Raw genomic sequence first — 17,392 nt, 5'->3', positions numbered from 1 at the left:
CAATGATAACAGAGATTTGTCTTGGTGTTTTTTATTTTATCAATTAGCTAAAAGTATTTGGCTAACTTGATTATAAAACGCGCGGGTTTAAAACAACAAGTTAATGGACTAAAGCGGCTTCAAAAGACGGTAAATTCTGAACAAATTACTAAGGTGAATAATAGCTTGCAGTTGGCTAATCGTGAAGCAAGACGTCGGAGCTTGAATCTAGGCCCAGTTAAAGCTGCTCGACGTAATACAATATCACGATAATGTATACTAGGTTAGTATACAAGCCAGCTTAGGTTTGGTAAGCTAATATTAAGGGGGAACGTAATGATGAAAGAAAATGGTAAAGAAGTGCCACAAGCGGTCAAAGGGTGGAATTGGGGCGCATTTATGTACAGTATTTTTTGGGGCATTGGCAATAAAACCTATTTGCCGTTATTAACGTTAATTCCAATTTTTAATATCGTTTGGGTTTTTGTGGTTGGTTTTAAGGGGAATGAATGGGCCTGGCAAAAAGGTGATTATCAAGATGTCGAGACATTCAAGGCCGTGCAAGCGACTTGGAACCGAGCAGGAATAGTCCAATTTATTATTTCGATTGCTATTTTTGTCCTATATATGTTTTTCTTTGCTTCTTTAGTGGCCAATATCTAAACGGTAATTACTAGCACAAGCACTTATTCAAATAAAGACCACCAAGGTTCGGCATTAGCGCCTTGGTGGTCTTTATTGATTGCCAGTCCAGTTAGTTGAGCGCACTAATTCGATGTGCTGAATATCATTAATATTGATAAATTGGTGGTTGGCAAGCACAATAGTAGCCCCATTATAGCCCAGTATTGGGGTTGTGATGGTCGCAAAGTGTTGATTATTATGATCAACGGTATTTAATTGTAAGTTGACTGGTTGGTTCTGGGTGTAAGCTGTTGACAAGATTTGACCAACGATACTTAAAGACTGTTGTGGCTCGGGTGGATATTGTTGTTTATCTTGGATCTTCTGTTGGTTTAAAGCGGCAGTATGATCAGATAAGTAAAAGCCTTGCCATTTCATTAGGCCACGATCATGGTAATCGTGCTCAAAGAAGCGCTTAACAATGCCGAGGTCAAACTCCTTTTCATTCAAGCCCCTGCCGCCTCTTTTGAATAATTTTTTGACTTTGCGGCCAAACTTGACCCGTAAAGCCAATAAATTCAATCGTTAATTTAGTCTGTTGCCGCAACACCTTTAGTAAGTTTTCTAAGTCATTGAGATTATAATTAGCGAGTTTGTGTAAAGGCATTGACCGTAGTCGCTCATTAGCTCGCTGGCTGTTGAAGAATACGTTGTAAGTGTAATCGTACGGGTCATTGGCAATTACTAGCCAATAACGGGTTCGACTAGTCGGTTTAAACAACAAGGCTAAGCGACTCGTGATAATATCTAAATCTTTATTCATAACTATTTCCTCCATTATGACCCCCGACCAAAGCAGCCCGTTCAATAGCGGTACCACCGGGCAATAGACTGGTGGCATAGACGAGTTTGGTGAAACCAAAGCGTCGGTGAATTTCATCAATAACTTGGTTTAGCTTACTATGTTGAATTTGGTTAAGCGGGGATTCGAATAAATTAAGTTGCTGCCCGGCGTCAGGACTGAGCTTACTACTATAAACGCCAATATTACGGACAGCTTGGCCGTCCCAGTTCTTACGAAATAACCACAATAATTGTTGCGTTAAAGCTTGGTTATCATTAGTCGGTTCAATTTTCAAAGCCTGGTGAAAGCCATTGCGGCCATCGGTTTCAGCCGCAGCATAAGAAAAACCAATGCTTAGTGATAAACACCCTGCTAGTTTATGGTGGTGACGAAGCCGCGCCGCAACTTGTTCACCAATCTCTTTAATGACCGTTTCAATCTCGTTTTGTGTCAAGTAGTCACGCGGGAGAACTTGTGAGTTACCAAGACTAGCTTCCTTAGTTTTGATTGGTTCAGTTAACTGGGTCCGGTCAACGCCCCAGGCGGTGGCAAACAATTGGCTCCCAATCACCCCGAGATTCTGTTTGAGTAAATAAGGGTTAGTATGGGCTAACTCATACATATTGTGAATTTGAAGGCGGTTCAAACGTTTCGCCATACGGGGGCCAATGCCCCAAACGTCCGTTAATTCGTTAATTGACCAAATCTTATCCGGCACAGTTTCATAATGGATTTCACCAATCAATTCATGATTGTGTTTAGCGTAGTTATCTAGGGCTAGTTTGGCTTGCACCGGATTGTCGCCAATACCCACAGTGGTGTATAAACCGAGCTGTTGGCGGATCGTTTTTTGTATTAACCGCGCCACTTCACGGATAGAATTGCCAAAAAGCCGCCATGAATGGGTCATATCCAAAATACTTTCATCAATTGAATAGGGCCAAACCTCTTTTTCACTCGCAAATTGATGAAAAATTTGATTAATTTGCAAATTGCGTTGAATATAGAGATTCATGCGCGGCGGCACGATCCATAGTCTAGGGTCATTGGGCAAGTCACGTTTGCGTGAGACATTGGCTTTAAGATGAAATAACTGCTTAGCCTCGGGTGACGTGGCTAAGATGAGCCCACCAGTGGTGTTTTTAGCTTCACTAAGAACGACTAGTGGGACTTTTAAAGGATTAAGCCCGCGGGCAACGGCTTCACAGCTGCTATAAAAGGACTTGTTATCGATTAAAAAGAACACGCCATGCGGTTCTTGATCAAAAAACATAAGCTCACCTTCTCAATAATTTACGTTTATTTTACCACAATAGGGAACATATGTTCACAAAAGTGATATAATAAATGTATAAATTGACAGAAATTATCTATGGGGGCGTTCAAATGAACACAGTTCAACTACAAAAATTTATCAGTGATAACAGCCAAGTGGAAGCTATCTTTATGCAAAAAGCCCTGGCGTATCTCAATAGTAAGAACAAAAAACGCCAGCCAGCTAAACGCTGGAATGAAGAACAGATCACTCGTCAGGCTGAGAAAATGTATGCGCAGGTCGTCGAGAACTTGTATGGGAAACTGCATACTCAAGTGAAAGCTAATCGATTTACGCCAGCAGAGAAGTGGCTTAAATTTATCAACGAAAATGAGGTTCTTGACGGTATGGAAGAGTCCATGATTGAGTTAGATTTTTCGTAGAGCATATTTAGATTGATTTTTAAAAATAATAAGCGGAGCTGCTAATTAAACAGCACCGCTTATTGTAAAATATTGCATTATTACAACTAAATTAAGTTTTTAAAGTACACAAGTATACTCTTCTACTAATGGAAAAGTATACTTGTGTACTTTAAAAACTTAAAACTAAATAAGATCAGAAACTACAACTTAAAAGTACATTAGTATACTAATAGAAAAGTATACTAATGTACTTTTCTATTTGGCTGATCTATTCATACTATCAAATATTTCTCTTTCGCGTGGAGAAAGCTTATCTCGCTTATAGGCTTCAACCATTTCATTCTCAATTTCATATATCTTTTTATCTTTGATATATGCCAGACTCTTAATCGTGTCATAAGTATCTGGATCAACACGAAGGCTTTTTCTATCCTTAGCTGTAATAGTTTTCTGTTTCCGGGTGTCATCAACGGTTTTTTCTACGTTTACATGTAAAGCGTCGGCATCTTTTTTAATCAAGGCCATTTGGTTTCAACTCCTTCTTGCCTAAAGTTGTCAGACGATTGTTAATCACATATTTAGGCTCATATTGATAGCCAGGCTTAATATCACCGTATTTTTCAAACTGTTCAATTCTTTCTTCCAATTCCTGGAAAAGATCAGAGAACAATGCCAACATTCTACTATCATGCCAGTCGTTGAACTGTACACCATATTCGCCATAGTTTTCTAAACGCAAATGGTTTTTAATTATTTGACCAAATATATTCTCTTTGCCAAAATATTCGGTCGTTTTTTTGACAATTCGTTGTTCAACAGAATGATTTTTGTCAAGAAGTACTAGGAGAATTCCGGCAACTTGTATATTAATTTCATCATTGAAATCATTATACAAGGTTTGTAAGTATGAACTTGTCAAATCTTTTGACCCTTCGAAAGCAAACCTTTTAGTCTCTTGTACAACTACCACATAATCTGTGGCAACCATGATATTGTCTACTTTAATATCAGTGGCCGGTGGAGTGTCAATAAAAACATAGTCGTACCGATCCTTAATTTTATCTAATAGAGGTTTGAAATAAAACGTTCGATTGTGAGTACCTTTGACGTTGTCAGCTAACCATGTACCCCAATTACGAAAATCTTTATCACCTGCGATTGCATCTAAATTGTCTGTGAGGTGTACAATGCCCTCTTCTAAGTCCTTGTCATCAAGGCATTTAGTTATTGATGCCGGCCAAGTTGTTTGGTCAAATGTCAAGCTTAGCATGAAAGTACTGTTGGCCTGTAAGTCCATATCAATGTGAAGAACTTTTTTATTAAATAATTTTGCGACTGTAATGGCAAACATAACATTGTTTGTGGACTTACCTACACCACCTTTTTGGTTACTCAGTGCAATGACTTTTGTCACATTCAACACTCCTCATAAGTATACTTTTGCTAACAAACCAATTATACAGCAGTATAACGATATATCAAGCACAAATGAAAAAGTATACTAATGTAAAAGTATACTTTTACAAAAATCCACTTTTACATTAGTGGATTTTGGGATTAGTGCACAAGTATACTACATTAGCAATAGTATACTTGTGCTAAATAAGTGTTTACAAACAATGAAAAGTATTGTATATTCAAGACATGGAAAATAAGTAACATAAAAAAAAGCGTTGGTTCAAAAATTACTCCAATAATTTTTGAACCAGCAAATCAAGTACCAAGGCTACTTGATCGCCTTTAACGCTCGTCTTTTATAGATGGCTAGCTAGGATGTGAACTACTAAAAGCAGTCAACTCTAGTTGCCTGATAGGAATATTATACTAAACCTATTAGGAATATGCTAGTCGAAAAGTCGAGTTAAACGCATACATAGGTTTAGTTAAAGCAGATTAAGTTACCCCAGTGGGCGGCTTAATCTGCTTTTTGTGTAGTTAAGCCTAGAGGGAGAAGTGCTCCATGTTTGTTGAAACCTGTTAAGCTAATCCCAATTAAAAATTAAATAAACAAAAAAATCCCCGTGGGGTCTAAGCCACGGGAACTCATAGAACTACCAAAGAATGAGTTAATTGTACTCGTGCCAGTTACGTTTGGCAAGAATGCAGTTTGATGAATTTGACCGCCCTAAGAGCCAAGTTGGGGTTTAAATACCAAGTAGCCACGTTAACTGGAGCGATTGCTTAAAAATCTAGTGTTTGAACGTTTAATTTTAATACATAAAAATGATGACTAAGAACGCTACGGCGTTCTTTTTTTGTAGGAGGTGAGCAGTATGTCAGCGACGGAAACGGCACAACAAGCGATTGATTTGATTTTGCATCAAGGGTTACGGGAAACTAAAGCCCGGCATAGTAACGTCTTGAAGTTGGAAAAATCGGTTTCGGGGCAACAAAATAAGCAAGGTGCGATTGCCATGTATCGTAGTAAAGGCCAAATGGCGAAAAGCTGGGGGACGATTTATACCTCCAAAGAAGCAGTCTATGATAACTATGCGACCAGCACGCATTGGACGCCCAATGTTTTTAACTACCTCACCTATACTGATGCGGCTAAGCATTATGTAAAAGGCACTAAGGAACAAAATTTAAGTCAGATCAATACGTTAGTGGTTGATGTTGACTACCGTGACGCTGAGGAGCGCCAAGCGAAGTTTGCCGAGGTTTGGGACACGGCGATGTTGGACGTACAGTTTCTTCCAACCTTAATTTTGGCGACTACCAAGGGCTATCATATCTACTACGTCTTTGATAGGCCGGTTTTCGTCCGTCGTCATGCCAATGGTCAATTGCCAGCCGTCAGGGCTGCTAAAGCCATTGCTAAGTCGTTAAAGCAATACTACGCGCAAAAATTGCCGGCGGTTGATGTGACCTGCAACAGCTTTGGTGTTTTCAGAGTTCCGCGGCCGGACAATATTGAATACTTTGAGCCCAAAATGACGGTTGACTTCCAAGCTTTAATGACTTGGAGTATTAATTTTGCGAATGATCAGCACCAAATTAAGCCCCAAACTACTCAACGGTCTTTTTATGCTCGGCGGACTAGTCGCCAGGTTGACCAACCGTGGTTTCAAGCCTTAATTAACCAAACGGACATTGATCAAAACGTGGGCTATGGTCGGCACAATACAATCTTCACGCTGGCCTTAGCTTGTTATTCTTCAAACGTGTTACAAGCCCAGTGTTTTGACATTTTGGACGAGTTTAACAGTAATCTTACCCACCCGCTGGCGACACAGCACGTTCAAAAAGTAATTAATGATGCTTATTCAGGTCAGTTCCATGCGGCCAGTCGTGAATATGTGAATGCGTTGCTAGAAACTTGGGTTCCCGATGCTGACAGGCGAGTTTATTTGCAGCGTTCGCAAACGACCTGGTACAAGTATGCGAAGCCACGTTCAGAACGCGTTAATAGTCATGTCCATGAATGGCAAGCAGATCTTATGGCTTACTTTAACCAAAGAATTTTCCAGGACAATAATTGGTTTACCAAAACGTCTTTACGGCACATTTCCCAAGAATTAAATATTTGCTTAGGTAGTCTAACCAAGGCCCTGAAAGATCTAATTGATCAAGGCTTAGTTTATCGTGAAAAAGGTAGCGGTCGGCAAGCAACGAAGTTTGCGACTCGTAGTAGCTTGTTACAACATGCGATGAGGTTACAACGCCAACAGCGATTAAACTATTGGATAACGGTTGCTCGGTTATTAGAACCCTCAGAAGAATTAGTGGCGCTACAACAATTGAGCCTTGATGCTCGCCAAGATCATCATCGCAATGCCCAATTGAATTTGCTAGATACGGGTTAGAATTTAGTGTTCTAAAATGCCATTACGTATCTATAGTTCTGGACACGGGTTTCTTGGTTGGGGACTGGGCAGGCCTGCTGGGTGTTAACTGGGCTAGATTAGGGTGTTATTTAGTTATTAGTCGTCCCGTCGCCTCCAAACCGTTTAGAACTAACTCCTCACGTGAGACGCATAATCACGATTCAAGCTACTCCGCCTAGGCGGGTTTTAAGCCGGGAATATTCGGCCATTATCAGTTGAGTAGTGTTGCTCGCTTTTGATGAGCAGTAGGTAAGCTAACTGTAAATCGAAAGTGAGGGGTTTGGTTATGACAACGTTTTTTCAGTGGTTAGTGGTACTAGCGTCCGGGTATCAAGTGCCCGAAGCATTGCTTAATAATAATCAGTTAATTGATAAGCTTTTTGGAGGTGGAGAAGGGACTAAGAACCTGTTTAAAATCTAGCTAATTTGGTATGATAGTTCAAAAAAGGTGATTAGTCATGAACTACCCAAGCAATATTTCCCGCCAACAATTTGAACTCATTCGTCCCGACTTAGAAGCTGCACGGCGTTCAACGAGGCCTCGAAAGTATGATCTTTATGAGTTGTTCTGTGCAGTTGTCTATGTTTTAAGAACTGGCTGTCAATGGCGCGAGTTACCAGTTGATTTTCCTCGCTGGCAATTGGTCTATTACTATTATCGCGTATGGTCTGAGGAACAGATTATTGATGAACTATCAATCTTAGATCAGTGTTTAAAAAAATTGTCTTTACCCTACGGGAAAAACAGTCACGCTCGGCTAGAATATCTTTCATAATCATTGACGCACAAAGCGTTAAAAATACCGATACTGCTGAGCATCGCGGCTACGGCGGTGGTAAACGCATATCCGGCATCAAACGCCACCTAGCGGTTGATATTAACGGCTTACCACAAGCAATTCACATCACCACGGCCAATGTTTCCGACCGTAATGGAGCCAGTGCCATGTTAGCTCTAAATTCTGGGCATTTACAGCAAGTTAAATCGGTTCTTGTCGATGGTGGCTACACTGGATCGAATTTTGCCGCTGATGTTTACACTAATTTAAACGCCACCGTCCAGGTGGCTAAACGCAATGAGCTTCATAAATTCGAAGTACTGCCACAACGCTGGATCGTTGAACGTTCCTTCAGTTGGTTGGATAAATGTCGACGACTTTGGAAGAACTGTGAGCGTAAACTCAATTCAAGTCGTCAAATGGTTATCTTAGCGTTTCTGGTATTACTCCTAAGAAGATTTCAAACAGGTTCTAAGACTGATTTAGAGCTGTCAATTCCTTATGCTCCCACGCTACGCTCGTCCGCTACCATTGACAGCAAACAGTTAGTTTTTCTGAATCTTAACAAGAATTTAGCGGCTGTGTTCGTTTTTAAGGGTCTTATTTTTCGTTTTTAGCGGTTTTGAGACTGTTTATATATTATTTATACCAAAGCAAAAACAAAAAGCCCTCAACAGGCTCTTAGAGGGCTAAATAACGAAGCCAGGACGATTAATAATAGCTTCTTGTCTTTTTTCAAAATATAAGAAGCTGTCTAGTATCTGCTGCTGGCGATTAATCTAACAGTGCTGCTAGCCTGCGGCACCGCTGTTTCGAGTTCAAATCACCGCTCTTTCTCTACTTCGCCTTCCTCCTCAATAGCAAAGGGTCCCCCGCTTATAGTTCATCTCCTTGCTCAGTTTTGCATTTAGCACGAGCATTGTTCACAGTTTAGCGACTAGAAAACGTGCACGTTGCCCACGCCACCGGCGGCCCGGGCCAAATCTTTTGACAGCAACATTAGGTATCCTTTAAACTAGCAATAAAAGGTAACTAATTCAAAAAATTCGGTTGGGCGGTGCTCAAGAAAGCTTTCTCGGGGAGGAAAGCGATTCTTGGGTGCGGCCTTTTCTTATAGGAGGAAACTTATGACCCCTTACAACGAACACAAAGCAGATGTCCTAAAGCGCTTGGCCACCAGCCAGCAAAGCGGCCTCACCAGTGAAGAAGCACAGGCCCGGCTCACCCAGCATGGCCCCAACGCCTTGGCCGCCAGCAAGCCCCTACCAGCCTGGCGCCAGTTTTTGGCCACCTTGAAAGAACCTTTGGTGATTATTTTATTCATCGCCGTGCTATTGGCCTGGGCCAGCGCCGGCTATGACTTCTTCGTGCGCCACGACCCCAGCCATGGTATGGCGGCAGTGTATGAAAGCATTGCGATTCTGCTGCTGATTTTCGTTAATGCCGGCCTCTCCTTCTGGCAAGCCAAAAGCGCACAAAAATCCCTGGACGCCCTGAAGGTGATGGCGGATCACCACGCCAAGGTCCTGCGCGATGGCGACTGGCTGACGGTGCCAGCCACCGAGCTGGTGCCTGGCGATATTGTCAGTGTCAAAACCGGCGACTTCATCGAAGCCGACGTTCGCTGGCTCCATGTCGCCGAGCTGCAAACCAACGAAGCCCACCTCACCGGCGAAGCGGAACCTGTGCAAAAACAAACCCACGCATTGGGCGCTGACGTGCAAATCGGTGACCGCACCAACATGGGCTTTTCTGGTGCGACAGTGACGCATGGTAACGGCCTCGGGGTGGTGGTTGCGACCGGCATGCAAACCGAGCTGGGCAAAATCGCCACCTTGCTGGATCAAGTCAAGGACAAAAAGACCCCGATTGAACGCACCATTGCGCGCCTGACCACCAAACTGATGATGGTGGCGATGGTGATTGTGGCGTTCACGTTGCTGGTGGAGCTCTTGAAAGCCTATCAGCAAACTGGCAGTCTCTCCTTCGCTGCGCTGGCCGAATCCCTCTCTACGGCGATTGCCTTGGCGGTGGCCGCGATTCCCGATGCGCTACCGGCGGTGCTGTCAATTGTGCTCACGGTCGGGGCCACGATGCTGGCCAAAAACAACGGTCTGATCAAGTCCCTGAACAGTGTGGAAACCTTAGGGGCCACCAGCTACATTGCCTCAGATAAAACTGGTACCTTGACCAAAAATGAAATGACTGTCACCCGGTTTTATGCCAATGGCGCCAGTTATGTGGTGGAAGGCGACGGCTATGAACCAGTAGGCGAAATCATCCCTGATGACGAAGCCGACACCCCCGGCTTTTCGCGCTTCATGATGGCCGCTGTCCTGAATAACGAAGCGGCGATTAAAACCGACGACGAAGGCCGCAGCCGCCCGTATGGCAACCCCACCGACGTAGCGCTGGTAGTGATGGGCCACAAATTTGGGATCGATCGCGATACGATTTTGAGCAAAGACCAGGCGCAGGACATCGACATCATTCGCGAACTGCCGTTTGACAGCGACCGTAAAATGATGAGTGTCGTCATTAAAGATGGCGACCAGTATCAGGTGCTGACTAAAGGTGCGCCAGACGTGATTTTAGCCAAAACTGATGCCATTCTGGACCACGACCAACTCGTAACATTGCCAGCTGGTCAAACTGCGGTAGAAGCGCAGGTCAACCGCTTTGCCGAACAGGCGCTGCGGACGCTGGCGGTGACGCTGCGTGACATCGACGAGGACCTGGCGTTGCATGGTAGCACCGCTGAGCTTGAGCAGCACCTGACCTTACTAGGCATTGCCGGCATCATTGACCCGCCGCGGCCGGAAGTGCGTCAAAGTGTGACCACCTTGCACCAAGCCGGTATTCAGGTCGTGATGATCACCGGCGATCACGCAGTCACCGCCCGCGCGATTGCCTTAAAGCTGGGCATTGTCACCGACCCTAGCGCCCGGGTAGTGGAAGGCAAGCAGCTGGAAGCCATGACCGATGAAGATTTGTTCCGGCTCGCGCCAAGCATCCGCGTATACGCCCGGGTGTCGCCGGAACACAAGCAGCGCATCGTGCGCGCCTTGCAGCGGCATGGCGAAACCGTGGCCATGACTGGTGATGGCATCAATGACGCGCCAGCCTTACGCGCTGCTGACATTGGCATTGCCATGGGCATTAATGGCACCGAAGTCACCAAAGACGCCGCAGATCTGATTTTACTGGATGATAAATTCACCACCATCGAGCGCAGTGTCCGCGCCGGCCGCACCATTTTTGGCAATATCAAAAACTTTATGCGGCATGAGTTAACCACCAATGTCGCCGAGGTGTTGGCGCTGCTGTTCGGCGTGCTACTGATGACGCAACCCGTCGGCCAAGTGGCGGCCACCACCCCAACATTAACGGCGCTGATGGTGCTGTGGGTGAACATGATTTCCGATGCTTTACCGAGCTTTGCCCTCGGCTATGATGTGCCAGAAGCCGACCTCATGAACCAGCCGCCGCGCAATGTGAAACAATCCATTTTGCATGGCATGCTCGGGCGCATCTTCCTGCGCGGTATTGTGATGGGTGGGCTCGTGTATGTCGCCTTCATCTGGGCTGCCAGTCAAGGCATGAGCGGCGCAGAAGCGCAAACCCTCGCCTTTTTGACCCTGGTGTTTGGCCAGCTGTGGCATGTGTTCGACGCGCGTAGCACCCGCACTTTGTTCGCCCGCAACCCGTTTGAAAACTATCAGTTGCTGCTGGCAGTGGCTTTCGCGGCGGTGGCTTCATTACTTGTCACCATCATGCCGTTCTTCAACGAAGTGATGGGGACCGCGCCACTTTCTAGCACGCTGTATGCTGCGGTAGTCTTTATCCCGGCGCTACCGACCCTCATTTTGTCTGGAATCAAAGAACTGTGGCTGCGTTGGCATCGCCCGCCGGTAGCCCCAGAGCATGATTAAAGATTGTTTTTTCGGGCCAGATTGCCTACAATCGGGGTAACCATATCGAGGTGAGCCAGTTGAATGTTTATCATGCGCTGAAAATGATTCAGATCGAGCACCAGCCCCTCAATCATCGCCAGGTCGTGATCACCGATGAAAACGGCAAGCCGCTTTCGCAGCTGACCGATCTACTAAGTGATTGTCTCAGTAAAATCGACCTTTTCGTTGATTTGCCCAGCACCGACACGGCCAGCGATGTCATCGATGACCTGCATTTACTGACGCCCTTGCCGAATGACGTGCTGGACGAATACCAAAAAGTCCTCGATCAGCCGATTTGAAGTGCCCTACAATTGTTAGACAAGAAGTCTAACGATTGTGGGGCATTTCTTGCACTAACTTTTCACCAGCTGAAATTGAAACCCCAAACCGGGATTTAGTAAAACATGCTGACGAGTTTTTAACCGATCCAGAAAGTGGCTGGGAAGTCTTCTTAGAACCCGAAGCCATTCAACTGCTCAGTTTCTGGTGTCGAACACCACAACAAATGCGACGCTTTATCCGCATCATTTTGAATGCTAAAAACAACCTCGAAAAAGAACATCAAGCCTTAGGAGTCAAAATTAATTTAGGTGACGATACGCTTAAACCACTGATAACTAAGACCTTGAGAAGATACTTTAACGTGCTCAGAAGTAACGAGAAGCATGTTAAGGACGTGGAAAACTATTTGTACGGGACCATGACGAATCTGTTCGGTATTTACTGGAATAAACTAGCTGGGGCTAAATATCGGGCGCAACACTCAGAAGAATTCAAAAATCAAGGGGTCATTTCAGATTAGCTCTAAAATCGTTTCTCAGCCGTTTTAGTTAACTGGCATATAAAATACACCAGAGATGATTTAAAATGGCTTAGAAACGATAAATATAGCCAATAATAAGCGAAAAAAGACGCTAATTGGTTTCAAAATCCTAAATTCATGTCAATAAAACGCCAATTTGGTTTAACCCTGAAATAAAATTGTCAGCAATTGAGGACGCGGAAACCTGAAAGCTTAACTTGAACTAACCGAAATACTTGGTCAATAACCAGAAAATAAGGCCTGTCAGAATACCAGTCGGGATCACAGCCAGCAGATAATTCTTAATTTCATACCACGAGAACCGCTTTTTCGTGGTTTGTAACTGCTGATCCATTTGATCAGCGACTTGGGCCATCGTCTCTTGAATGGTCTGGTTCACTTGGTCGCTGAGTTGGCTGAGGCGCTGGTTGTTTTTGGCTTGTTCGGTTTGAATTTGTTTGAGCGCGGTCAGATTTTCCTGACTGATCAGGTTGGTCTGCTTTTGGAATGCTGCGTAGGCGCTTTGTAAGGTCTGTTTTAATTGGGCCTGCGAGCTGGCGTTGCTGCTGTCTAAGTTGTTTAAGGTCGTCTGAAACTGTTGATTGACTTGTTGGGCGGTCTGTTCGATCTGATGAAGTTGTTGATCGAGGGACGTTTTGGCTGTGGCTTGCAGTTGAATCTGAGTGCCCTGGTAATTCCGGAGTTCGGCTATGGTCTGATTGAGCTGGGTCAATTGTTGGGTTAACGGTTCGTTCTGGTTGCTGGTTGGTTCTTGTTTGGTTTTGTCGGCTTGCCAACTCATTAAAAATCGTCTCCTTTTCATAATCAAGCCCGAGTTTGGTTCCCCGAGACTTGTAATTGGTCCCTAATAGCTGATAGGTGAGATTTTTGCCCCGTTCCCATACTACTTTAACTGCCTGTTGTTTCAAGTCGTCCTGAAAGGCCTGAAAATCGCGAATCAGGGGGTTCTGCATGGTGTGATCGACGGCTTGGCGGATTTGATCTTTCCAAGTGGGCTGCTGTTTAGCCCGGAGCTTAATTTCGGCCATTGAGCGTTTCTCGTGACGGTTAGGATCGGGCCGGGTGACCATTAAGCCATTTTCCTGGCACACTTGATCCGTGATGTGGACTAAGTGATCGCGATATTGGTGCCAATTACCGTGCATTTTTTGCCCGGTTTCCAGGTTAATCGCGCCAATGACGGCATGGACGTGTAACGAATCGGTATCGGCATGTTCATAAAGGGCCACCTGTTGATTGGGATAGGCTTTGGCATAAACTTCTTTGGCAACGGCTAAAACCGTTGTCTGATCATGAGGATCTTGCGGATTAAATTCCAACGGGCTAAAGGCAATCCGGCTGGCATACGCTTGGGTTTTACCAGGATTGCCATAGACGGCCCGCACTTGTTTAAATTCGCTTTTAGCGTACTGAATATCTAAATTGAGGCCATCTTTTTTGATGGCTCGTTTTTCAGCGTAATTGACTAACCTAGATGCACTGGTGGAACGTTTTATGTGAGTTGTTGCCATACGCGTTGCACCTCGTTTTGTAAATCCTTTAATGCTTGGGGATCGATTTGACCACCTTGATTAGCATGATGGGCCAATTGATTAAGATTACCGCCAATTTTAGCTAACTGATGAGTGATGTTCTGGGCATCTTGGGCAGCAATCTTAGGGGCAACTAAGCGCGCCCCCTGGGCCTTCTTTTTGACAAAAGCCGGCACGGACAGATTTAAAGTTTGCGCCGAACGCGCCAGCTTTAAATAGTCCGGTTCACTCACCCGAAAATTAATTTGTTTGCTAGCCTGACGATGAACCTGAGTCGTCTTTTTTGTGCTAGCCAGATTTTGTGGTTCGTTCACAAGTCCCACCTCCGTTGCCCTGCGGCAAAGTTATTCGAGATATCAAAAGTCGGATCAGCCGTCGGCTGATGACCTCCTAATGATAATCGAATAACAGAGGATTGGCAAGCAACCCGCAAGCTAGCCACAAGACTACGTTTGTGGCAGCTGCGGTGCTTGCAAGGGGGACAGCTAACGTTCCCCCTTGACCCCCAAGTTCGCTGTGCAATGCCAAAATGGTTAGCCGATTGGCTAGCCACTTTTTGGCAAAGCTTCGCGTTTTTACTCAAAATTGCTATCGGAATTTGAGTAAAAAAGTCTTCCAGACAGGGGCTGTCGGCCGAATGATTTTGCATCATGAGCATGCCTTCAGCAGGAGCCTTTCAGGCGGAGTTTTGCGCAAACGGCGCAAGCTAATTTAGCTTGATCAAAAAAGCAGCAGTTGATTAAATCAACTGCTGCCAAATACCTCTTTAAAGGTCTAACTTATTGAGTAAATTCAATTTTAATTGTTTTACCCATAGCATGGGCAATTTCAGCTAGTTTATCAAACGTTACATTATCGCCACGTTCGATTCTAGCAATGGTGGATTGAGGGACGTTTGCTCTTTCAGCTAAATCGGCCTGAGTTAGGCCAGCTTCTTCACGAGTATGATACAACGCTAAGGCACTGGCAGATTTTTCCTTGTCAGCATGATAAGCTTCAGCAAACTTAGGGTCTTTTAATTCCCGGGTTAAAATATCATTGATTTTCATTTTGACTATCCTCCCATTCAGTTCGTAATTCAATCGCATGTTTAATTTCAGCGGGTGGTGTTTTTTGTGTCTTTTTGGTAAACCCATGGGTAATCACATGTTTTGGTCCCTTAACGTGAAAGTATAATGTCCGTTGAATATTACTGGATACCTTACTTCTTAATTCATATAAATTTTTAGCTGATTCTATCTTTTTAACCCAAGTCATGCGTTGAGCGACTAGTAAACCTTGATCCTGCGTATCTGTAATCACTTGCAGTAATTTAGCGCGATCTTTAATTGGCAGTTGCTGTAACCATTCATCGAATTCATCATGACCATTGGGACGTTTGTAAGTTTCAAATTCTGGCTTTTCCATATTTGAATTATACCATATATATTATTATTTTAAAGTTATATGCTATTGCATTCAACCAAAATCAATTTGATCTAGCATCGTTTCAGTACTAGCCTGGTCTAAGCCTAAATAAGCTAAAGTCATTGCTTCACTGGAATGATTGAGCAAATTCATGACCAAACCAATATTATAATTAGATTGTGTGTAGACGCGATAAGCCCCGGTTTTGCGCATCGTATGAGTACCCAGATAATTAATTCCTAACAGATCGCCAACCTTACTCATGATTTTGTAAAATTGTTTTTCTGTAATATGGCGCTCGGGGTGTTGAATGGAAGGAAAGAGCCATTCAGAGGCTAGTCTATGATCAAGTAGCCATTGACGGTACAATAAGAGCTCTGTTTGAACCGGTTTAAGGTACAAGGTATTAGGTTTACCAGTTTTTCGGTCGTGAATAAACGTATTTTGTTTAATAGAACCGTCCGGATTAAAAATATCGGTCTGTTTTAAACCCATAACGTCACTCACTCGCAGTAGCGCAGCTTTACCAACTTGAAAAATCGTATAGTTACGTCGGCCAGCTTTAAAGTTATTGAGTAACGTATCTTGAACCTCTTTAAGAACGTTTGAATCTTTGATGGGTAAGACAACTTGTTGCATGTAAATGACCTCCAGTAAGAATATTTGCATTGTGTATCTACACGGGATATACTTGACTTGTAATAATAATTTAGGAGGGGAAAATATGGAACTTATTAAAGAACAAACACGCTTAGCAAAGTGGGGAAACTCGAAAGCTGCTAGAATTCCTAGCCAAATTATTAAACAACTGAAATTAGATGATAACCAAGATATGACAATAACCATTGAAAATGGATCAATTGTTTTAACACCAATAAAAAAGAACCCAACCAATATTCACGAACTATTTAAGGATTGGCAAGATGACGGGAAAAGGGATCACGAGCTTGATTGGGGAAAGTCAGAAGGTAATGAACTTCAATGGTAAGCCAAGGTGATATATTTTATGTTAACTTTAATCCAAGCCGTGGTCATGAACAGATGAATAAGCGACCAGCCATTGCGCTAAGCAATGATCTAGTCTGTCAGACAAGTAACATGACGATTGTGGCTCCAATTAGCAGTACCAAGCGTAATTTTCCAATGTATCATCGACTAACTAGTAGTCAAACAGTATATGGAAAAGTATTATTAGATCAAACCATAGCCCTAGATTTACGGGCAAGACATGTCACTGATGAAACTATTGTCGATCATGTATCGCGTGAAGAACTAGAAGAAATAATCACTTTGTACAAATTATTGTTTAGTATTGATGACAAATAGAAGAAGTTATTTTTAGTATATAATGACAAATAACCCCCAACATCTATATTATAGATATTGAGGGTTATTCTTTCAATGTTTTCGAGGGGTTATTTTGTAATTATAGACCCTATATATTCATAGCCCCTTTCTGTTTGGTGTTAAAGTATTAGTCATCGATGTCATGCACTATCTTGTTTAGCTCCGTTTTGATGGAACTGGGAATATTNTATAGACCCTATATATTCATAGCCCCTTTCTGTTTGGTGTTAAAGTATTAGTCATCGATGTCATGCACTATCTTGTTTAGCTCCGTTTTGATGGAACTGGGAATATTTTCTAAATTGAAATGATTATATATTTCTTTATCCTTAAGCATCCTTTTTTGTGCCTTATTTAATTTACACTCATTGTTACCCACTACCCATTCATCCTTTGTACGTATAAAGGGGTTTTGCGCACTTTCCTTTAACGCGTTTTGAACATCTTCATAAGGTAAATAAAATTCAATTGTAGATTTATTTAATTTTACAATCTACCATATAACGTCTCCATCTTTTCAAAACGACTTAATTCTACGGGCTATAAATAACTTAATTTGCCAGTGTATAACGTTTCAGATTAAGCTACCACTAA

Annotated in this window: 18 protein-coding genes and 2 pseudogenes; 10 read left to right on the top strand and 10 right to left on the bottom strand. The window is 43.3% G+C overall.

The features are described from left to right. The first annotated feature begins 318 nt into the window (after nt 1-318). Complete coding sequence (locus ACOV1R_RS13785; protein WP_027822898.1) at nt 319-642, top strand: hypothetical protein; 324 nt, start codon at nt 319-321, stop codon at nt 640-642. A 72-nt stretch (nt 643-714) separates the two neighbouring features. Here ACOV1R_RS13785 and ACOV1R_RS13780 read toward each other — a convergent pair whose 3' ends face one another. Genes ACOV1R_RS13780 through ACOV1R_RS13770 form a run of 3 tightly spaced genes read right to left on the bottom strand, consistent with a single transcriptional unit; the run spans nt 715 to nt 2,720 of the window. Next, the gene (locus ACOV1R_RS13780) at nt 715-1,113 is read right to left on the bottom strand and encodes a hypothetical protein (protein WP_027822897.1); all 399 of its coding nucleotides are present in this window, start codon (nt 1,111-1,113) and stop codon (nt 715-717) included. Further along, on the bottom strand, nt 1,106-1,426 hold the full coding sequence (locus ACOV1R_RS13775; RefSeq protein WP_027822896.1) for a hypothetical protein: 321 nt from the start codon (nt 1,424-1,426) through the stop codon (nt 1,106-1,108). Before ACOV1R_RS13775 ends, ACOV1R_RS13780 begins: the two co-directional genes overlap by 8 nt. Beyond that, on the bottom strand, nt 1,419-2,720 hold the full coding sequence (locus ACOV1R_RS13770; protein WP_027822895.1) for a Y-family DNA polymerase: 1,302 nt from the start codon (nt 2,718-2,720) through the stop codon (nt 1,419-1,421). Before ACOV1R_RS13770 ends, ACOV1R_RS13775 begins: the two co-directional genes overlap by 8 nt. Before the next feature lie 113 nt (nt 2,721-2,833). Between ACOV1R_RS13770 and ACOV1R_RS13765 the strand changes: the two genes are divergently transcribed. Further along, complete coding sequence (locus ACOV1R_RS13765; RefSeq protein ID WP_027822894.1) at nt 2,834-3,145, top strand: hypothetical protein; 312 nt, start codon at nt 2,834-2,836, stop codon at nt 3,143-3,145. A 237-nt stretch (nt 3,146-3,382) separates the two neighbouring features. Here the strand turns inward: ACOV1R_RS13765 and ACOV1R_RS13760 are convergent, their stop codons facing one another. Further along, nucleotides 3,383-3,652, bottom strand: coding sequence for a hypothetical protein (locus ACOV1R_RS13760; RefSeq protein ID WP_016526748.1), 270 nt, complete (start codon nt 3,650-3,652; stop codon nt 3,383-3,385). Then, nucleotides 3,639-4,541, bottom strand: coding sequence for a ParA superfamily DNA segregation protein PrgP (prgP, locus tag ACOV1R_RS13755; protein WP_027822893.1), 903 nt, complete (start codon nt 4,539-4,541; stop codon nt 3,639-3,641). The genes ACOV1R_RS13760 and prgP overlap by 14 nt, the downstream gene beginning before the upstream one ends. A gap of 859 nt (nt 4,542-5,400) precedes the next feature. On the opposite strand from prgP, the gene ACOV1R_RS13750 reads away from it, so the two are divergent. The 6 genes and pseudogenes from ACOV1R_RS13750 to ACOV1R_RS13725 all read left to right on the top strand — a co-directional run. Beyond that, entirely contained in the window at nt 5,401-6,933 is a 1,533-nt protein-coding gene (locus ACOV1R_RS13750) for a primase C-terminal domain-containing protein (protein ID WP_027822892.1), read from the top strand. A 307-nt stretch (nt 6,934-7,240) separates the two neighbouring features. Next, the gene (locus ACOV1R_RS13745) at nt 7,241-7,375 is read left to right on the top strand and encodes a hypothetical protein (RefSeq protein WP_255782053.1); all 135 of its coding nucleotides are present in this window, start codon (nt 7,241-7,243) and stop codon (nt 7,373-7,375) included. Nucleotides 7,376-7,412: 37 nt separating this feature from the next. Then, a pseudogene (locus tag ACOV1R_RS13740) lies at nt 7,413-8,191 on the top strand (IS5 family transposase); the annotation flags it as partial. 669 nt (nt 8,192-8,860) lie between these two features. Further along, nucleotides 8,861-11,665, top strand: a complete 2,805-nt coding sequence (locus ACOV1R_RS13735) for a cation-translocating P-type ATPase (protein ID WP_158179076.1) — start codon at nt 8,861-8,863, stop codon at nt 11,663-11,665. Between the two features lie 59 nt (nt 11,666-11,724). Next, nucleotides 11,725-11,988 (top strand): hypothetical protein, encoded by a 264-nt coding sequence (locus ACOV1R_RS13730; protein ID WP_003582045.1) that lies wholly within the window; start codon nt 11,725-11,727, stop codon nt 11,986-11,988. A gap of 47 nt (nt 11,989-12,035) precedes the next feature. Beyond that, nucleotides 12,036-12,491: pseudogene (locus ACOV1R_RS13725) on the top strand (replication initiation protein RepA); the annotation flags it as partial. Between the two features lie 359 nt (nt 12,492-12,850). On the opposite strand, the gene ACOV1R_RS13720 reads toward ACOV1R_RS13725, so the two are convergent. The 5 genes from ACOV1R_RS13720 to ACOV1R_RS13700 all read right to left on the bottom strand — a co-directional run bounded on the left by ACOV1R_RS13720 (nt 12,851) and on the right by ACOV1R_RS13700 (nt 16,090). Continuing rightward, on the bottom strand, nt 12,851-14,023 hold the full coding sequence (locus ACOV1R_RS13720) for a relaxase/mobilization nuclease domain-containing protein (protein ID WP_158179075.1): 1,173 nt from the start codon (nt 14,021-14,023) through the stop codon (nt 12,851-12,853). Beyond that, a complete protein-coding gene (locus tag ACOV1R_RS13715; RefSeq protein ID WP_020923869.1) occupies nt 14,005-14,358 on the bottom strand; it encodes a plasmid mobilization protein in 354 nt (117 codons plus the stop codon). Before ACOV1R_RS13715 ends, ACOV1R_RS13720 begins: the two co-directional genes overlap by 19 nt. Before the next feature lie 465 nt (nt 14,359-14,823). Beyond that, nucleotides 14,824-15,093, bottom strand: a complete 270-nt coding sequence (locus ACOV1R_RS13710; protein WP_001748276.1) for a helix-turn-helix domain-containing protein — start codon at nt 15,091-15,093, stop codon at nt 14,824-14,826. After that, nucleotides 15,080-15,451, bottom strand: a complete 372-nt coding sequence (locus ACOV1R_RS13705; protein WP_172638271.1) for a type II toxin-antitoxin system RelE/ParE family toxin — start codon at nt 15,449-15,451, stop codon at nt 15,080-15,082. Before ACOV1R_RS13705 ends, ACOV1R_RS13710 begins: the two co-directional genes overlap by 14 nt. A 51-nt stretch (nt 15,452-15,502) precedes the next feature. Then, nucleotides 15,503-16,090: a site-specific integrase gene (locus ACOV1R_RS13700; RefSeq protein ID WP_172638272.1), complete on the bottom strand. Its 588-nt coding sequence runs from the start codon at nt 16,088-16,090 to the stop codon at nt 15,503-15,505. Between the two features lie 85 nt (nt 16,091-16,175). On the opposite strand from ACOV1R_RS13700, the gene ACOV1R_RS13695 reads away from it, so the two are divergent. Beyond that, nucleotides 16,176-16,439 carry an AbrB/MazE/SpoVT family DNA-binding domain-containing protein gene (locus tag ACOV1R_RS13695; RefSeq protein WP_001748109.1) on the top strand — a complete coding sequence of 88 codons (264 nt, stop codon included), beginning with the start codon at nt 16,176-16,178 and terminating at the stop codon, nt 16,437-16,439. Further along, on the top strand, nt 16,433-16,777 hold the full coding sequence (locus ACOV1R_RS13690; RefSeq protein ID WP_001748110.1) for a type II toxin-antitoxin system PemK/MazF family toxin: 345 nt from the start codon (nt 16,433-16,435) through the stop codon (nt 16,775-16,777). The genes ACOV1R_RS13695 and ACOV1R_RS13690 overlap by 7 nt, the downstream gene beginning before the upstream one ends. The last annotated feature ends 615 nt before the right edge of the window (nt 16,778-17,392 follow it).

The sequence above is a fragment of the Lactiplantibacillus sp. YT640 genome (assembly GCF_049745435.1).
Taxonomy (GTDB): Bacteria; Bacillota; Bacilli; order Lactobacillales; family Lactobacillaceae; genus Lactiplantibacillus; species Lactiplantibacillus plantarum.
The sequence above is the reverse complement of the archived record's forward strand: the minus strand, read 5'-3'. Positions and strand labels throughout refer to the sequence as shown.

Bases quoted from the DNA above. Each gene is read 5' to 3' on its own strand.
- ACOV1R_RS13700 (WP_172638272.1), bottom strand. From the start codon at position 16,090: ATGCAACAAGTTGTCTTACCCATCAAAGATTCAAACGTTCTTAAAGAG.
- ACOV1R_RS13690 (WP_001748110.1), top strand. From the start codon at position 16,433: ATGGTAAGCCAAGGTGATATATTTTATGTTAACTTTAATCCAAGCCGT.
- ACOV1R_RS13695 (WP_001748109.1), top strand. From the start codon at position 16,176: ATGGAACTTATTAAAGAACAAACACGCTTAGCAAAGTGGGGAAACTCG.
- ACOV1R_RS13750 (WP_027822892.1), top strand. From the start codon at position 5,401: ATGTCAGCGACGGAAACGGCACAACAAGCGATTGATTTGATTTTGCAT.
- ACOV1R_RS13720 (WP_158179075.1), bottom strand. From the start codon at position 14,023: ATGGCAACAACTCACATAAAACGTTCCACCAGTGCATCTAGGTTAGTC.
- ACOV1R_RS13745 (WP_255782053.1), top strand. From the start codon at position 7,241: ATGACAACGTTTTTTCAGTGGTTAGTGGTACTAGCGTCCGGGTATCAA.
- ACOV1R_RS13770 (WP_027822895.1), bottom strand. From the start codon at position 2,720: ATGTTTTTTGATCAAGAACCGCATGGCGTGTTCTTTTTAATCGATAAC.
- ACOV1R_RS13735 (WP_158179076.1), top strand. From the start codon at position 8,861: ATGACCCCTTACAACGAACACAAAGCAGATGTCCTAAAGCGCTTGGCC.
- ACOV1R_RS13705 (WP_172638271.1), bottom strand. From the start codon at position 15,451: ATGGAAAAGCCAGAATTTGAAACTTACAAACGTCCCAATGGTCATGAT.
- ACOV1R_RS13765 (WP_027822894.1), top strand. From the start codon at position 2,834: ATGAACACAGTTCAACTACAAAAATTTATCAGTGATAACAGCCAAGTG.
- ACOV1R_RS13775 (WP_027822896.1), bottom strand. From the start codon at position 1,426: ATGAATAAAGATTTAGATATTATCACGAGTCGCTTAGCCTTGTTGTTT.
- ACOV1R_RS13710 (WP_001748276.1), bottom strand. From the start codon at position 15,093: ATGAAAATCAATGATATTTTAACCCGGGAATTAAAAGACCCTAAGTTT.
- ACOV1R_RS13785 (WP_027822898.1), top strand. From the start codon at position 319: ATGAAAGAAAATGGTAAAGAAGTGCCACAAGCGGTCAAAGGGTGGAAT.
- ACOV1R_RS13760 (WP_016526748.1), bottom strand. From the start codon at position 3,652: ATGGCCTTGATTAAAAAAGATGCCGACGCTTTACATGTAAACGTAGAA.